General features: G+C 28.0%; 4 protein-coding genes. All 4 read left to right on the top strand.

Going from position 1 to position 4,385, the window contains the following annotated elements:
* Positions 1 to 742: bacteriophage T4 gp5 trimerisation domain-containing protein (locus AJ887_RS01485; RefSeq protein ID WP_410002255.1), on the top strand; the 742-nt coding region annotated here is incomplete at its 5' end.
* Positions 743 to 762: 20 nt separating this feature from the next.
* Positions 763 to 1,506 (top strand): lysozyme inhibitor LprI family protein, encoded by a 744-nt coding sequence (locus AJ887_RS01490; protein ID WP_070284720.1) that lies wholly within the window; start codon positions 763 to 765, stop codon positions 1,504 to 1,506.
* Positions 1,507 to 4,044, top strand: coding sequence for a hypothetical protein (locus tag AJ887_RS01495; protein WP_070284722.1), 2,538 nt, complete (start codon positions 1,507 to 1,509; stop codon positions 4,042 to 4,044).
* Positions 4,045 to 4,113: 69 nt separating this feature from the next.
* A partial coding sequence (locus AJ887_RS01500; protein WP_410002256.1) for a bacteriophage T4 gp5 trimerisation domain-containing protein occupies positions 4,114 to 4,385 on the top strand: 272 nt, incomplete at its 3' end.

Raw genomic sequence — 4,385 nt, forward strand, 5'->3', positions numbered from 1 at the left:
TGAACTTACCCTCTCAAATATAAAAGACAAAGAACAAATTTATTTAAAAGCCCAAAAGGATTATGATGAATTAGTCCAGCATAATTTCACTCAAAGAATTTTAAATGATAAAGATTCTATAGTGGATGGAATTTATAATGAAAGGATTAAAAAGATTCATACTCAAACCATAGACTTAGCTAAAAATGTCAATATAGGAGGAGAATACTTAACTAATGTAGGCTTATCTAAAGATACCATAGTAGGATTAAGCAATACCTTAAATGTAGGAGTAGATAATAAAGTAAGAGTGGCTAAAAACTCTCATGAATATGTAGGAGAAAACAAAGATATAGAAATAGGTGCAAATCAAAACACTATTATCCATAAGGATGAGATAAGGAATGTGAAGGGAAATAAAAAGGAAGTGGTTGAGGGAAAACTTGAGCTTCATGTTAATAAAGGAATAAATTACTTTACGGAAGAACATTTTAGTATGCAAACTAACAATTACATTGATATATATACAGAACAAAATTTAAGCACGCAAACTAAAAAACAACATACAGAACTTGCAGAATCTAAATATAGTGACTTTCAAACAGATTGTGAAGTAAAGGCAGGCAATCAAATCCTCCACCAAGTAGGTGATACTCAAATTGTTACTAAGGGAGATTGTGTTATTATTAAAGCAGGTGGAGTAGAAGTAGTGATAGATTCTAATGGACTTGTGGTTAGAGGTGGAGAGATTAGGACAGAGTAAAATAAATTAAAGGAGTTCTTATGCAAAAGTTTTTAATAGTTTTAGGATTTTTCTTAATGTTAAGCATTGGTGCTAATGCACAATCCCCAAAAGAAGCTAAACCTAGCTTTGATTGTGGCAAAGCAAGTACAAAAGTAGAAAAGATGATTTGTAATGATGAAAGTGGGGAGTTACAAAAACTTGATAGATTGTATTCTAAACTCTATTTTTCAATACTAAAGAGTATCCCAAAAGATACAAAAGAGGGGCAAAAAACAAGAGAAAAACTGAAATATTTTAATCACTCTGTTATGAGTAATAGAAATATATTTCAATGCTATTTTGTTGCACCATTTGAGACAAAAAAACAAGAAGACCGTCAGTCTAATTATTGCATAAAACAAATTTATTTAGAAGCGATTGCTACTTTAGCTTTTAAAATGATAGATAGTGAAGCTAATAGAGAAAAATGGGGCTTTAATGAAAGAATGAAAGATTTTGTTGTCCCAATTGAAAACTCTAATGGAGCCTATGATATGAACATAGAGTTTTTACCCGATTATAATCTATTTAACAATTTTTTTGAAAACACTACTCAAAGTATTGTTATAGATTTTATGGCTTACAATATTATGCAGTGGAATTATTTTCTTGTAGATGTTCGGATTAATGAAGCAAATGCAGATTTATTTGATGAAGCGGTAGAAAAATATAAAATATACTATGAGAAGCTCTATCAAGCTTTTACAAAAGATAAAAAACTTAATAAATTATTAGGAAACTAAATGCCAATTAAGACAACAAATTTAAGCTATGAGGAATTTTACAATAAATTCCTTTCTTTGTTGATATTAGTAGAGGATAAGCGACAATATGTTTATACCGATTCTGTTAATGTGGTTACTATTGGTATAGGAGTAAATATAGAGGAAGAAAGGTGGCGAAATGTTATTTTAATGTATAAGATGAGTATTTTGAAATACACAGACTTGGAAGATGGTGTCTATACTCTAGCTAATATACTAGGCAAACAATTACAATCTGTGCAAACCCTTATCAATAAAACTTCTGCAGAGATAAAAAATAAGATAATTGAATACAAAAATAAAAAAAATCTTAAAGCAAACAGCTCTCAAGAAAAAATTAAGAACAATGTAGAAACTATACAAAACTTACAAAAAGATATCAATGCTATTTTGCAAAATAATATAAAAATCTACAATCAAAATCCTGAAAATATTAACCAAAAACTTGATGAAAATATGGTTTTTGAGCTTGCAGATAATGAAGCAAAAGAAGTTAAAAAAATCATTTCTTTTGAGAAAATGCATAATCTAAGAAAAAAACTTCAAAAATGGAATGCAAATTATCTTACTTCTTTTAGTAAGACAGAATTAACCAATCCACAAGAGTTTATTCCCTTATTGTCTATTTATTATCAGCGTCCAGCAAGATTTAACCCAGAGAGTGGACTCATCTTACTTCAAAAAGCCCTTAAAGATAAGAATAGATTTTTAGTGTGGTTTTCTGTGCGTTATTATGCTGATATACGACAATTCAAAAACCCTTATTATTCTCGCAGAATCCAAGAATCTGTAATGTTTGGGTTAAACAATAAGAATCAAAATAATAATATTGAATATTTTTCAACAAGTCTTGATATTTTCTCTTATCTTAATTTTAACTTTAGAGAAGCCAATACCAAGCAAGGACTGAAGCTGCCAGATAAATACACTTACCTTTCTTTTATACAAACTTATAAGAAATGCAAAGAAGTTGATAAAAAAGCAGAGTATCTCTTAAGAGAATACAATACATATCATACTAAAGACAAACACTATTATTCTTATGTTGCTAAAGAAGAATTTCAGGGTATAGCTGATATTCTCTCCCCCTATCTTAATTACCTAAACACCCTCACTCAAAAAAATTTTAGCTTAGATAATATTTATTGTATTGCTAATTATTGTGAGAATTTAGGTGCTAATAAATTGGATAATGTTGCCTTGCTTAATAAAACTTTAAGACAAAAGTTTGAAAAACTAGAAGCAAATACACCCCATAATATTCTTATACTCTATCCAAATCCCACTCCATCTATTATACAAATAAAACAACCTAAAAATACTTTTATTACTTTACTTATAGGAGCAAAAGCAAAAATAGATTGTTCTAAATTGATAGAAGATCAATGTGAGCTAATGTATTTAAAATATGATCCAACACAAGAAGAACAACAAGCAATTAATCCACAAGCTTTTTCTTGTAGCACCCAAGAAGAACTTATTTTAAAAAAAGAAGATGAAATATACTTTAAAACAGTAAAAAACAATATATCATATTTTATTAATAAAAACGATGGAATTTTAAAAGTTGCTCTTGCTGGTAATGAAGAAAATGCTATAGAATTATACAGTTTTGCTAAAGAAAATCAATTTAAAATTTTACAAGATAAAGCTTCAAAGATGCTAAAAATCTATTTAAAACTAGAAAGGTATAGTAGCGAAGAGATTTTATCACATAGAGGGGGAAATTTTGAATTAACACTTAATAATCTTAAGATTTTAGATGAAAATGGAAACAATTATGAAACCATCACTAAAATATTTCTTCATAATTGTGAGAATAGAAGGATTTATGAAAGTTTAAAGTTAGAGTATCAAGAAGGCATTTATAAGAGCAGTTTCAAGATTGATTTAATTTTAGATGAAAACTCTTCTTTTTTTAAAAGAGCTACAAAATGTATTATAGCTACAAAAGCCTTAGAAGGCTTTAGTACAAGTCAAATACATAAAATTGGAAATGTGACAATAGTCTCTTTAAGTTCTGCAGATAAGAAAGGTGGAAGCTATACTTTTACAAATAAAGTAAGCATGCAAGATTTTGGAGAAAATCTTTATTTAGATGCCGAGGCAAATGGATATGAAAAACAAATCAAAAATTCAAGAAAGGATTTATATATCACAGGTATGCAAGCTTATAAAGACAAAGAACAGCAAAATACTACTGATAAAATCCCTTACAATGAAACTATTTTTATTAGAGCCTACTTAAATAATGAGGAGAAATTTTTCTTCGATGAGACAATTAAATGGGCATATTGTGTAAAAAAAGAAGAGGAATTAGAATGCAATCAATCTAAAATTAAAATTTTAGAAAATCTTCAAGGAAATGATATAACCTTTAATACTTCTATGCTTTCACAAGATGATAGGAATAAACTTTATAATATGAATGAAAAATATCAATTAATCTTATTTGCTTATTTTAATAAACCTGCTTTTAAAACAACACAAGGAATAACGCATTTAGTGTTAAAATAACTAAAGATTTAAACTATACAAAACAAAGCCATTGAACTTACCCTCTCAAATATAAAAGACAAAGAACAAATTTATTTAAAAGCCCAAAAGGATTATGATGAATTAGTCCAGCATAATTTCACTCAAAGAATTTTAAATGATAAAGATTCTATAGTGGATGGAATTTATAATGAAAGGATTAAAAAGATTCATACTCAAACCATAGACTTAGCTAAAAATGTCAATATAGGAGGAGAATACTTAACTAATGTAGGCTTATCTAAAGATACCATAGTAGGATTAAGCAATACCTTAAATGTAGGAGTAGATAATAAAGTAAGAGTGGCTAAAAACTCTCATGA

The organism is Campylobacter sp. BCW_6466 (genome assembly GCF_001762835.1).
GTDB lineage: Bacteria > Campylobacterota > Campylobacteria > Campylobacterales > Campylobacteraceae > Campylobacter_D > Campylobacter_D jejuni.

Excerpts from the sequence above, each read along its gene's own strand:
- AJ887_RS01490 (WP_070284720.1), top strand. The coding sequence starts at position 763 with ATGCAAAAGTTTTTAATAGTTTTAGGATTTTTCTTAATGTTAAGCATT.
- AJ887_RS01495 (WP_070284722.1), top strand. The coding sequence starts at position 1,507 with ATGCCAATTAAGACAACAAATTTAAGCTATGAGGAATTTTACAATAAA.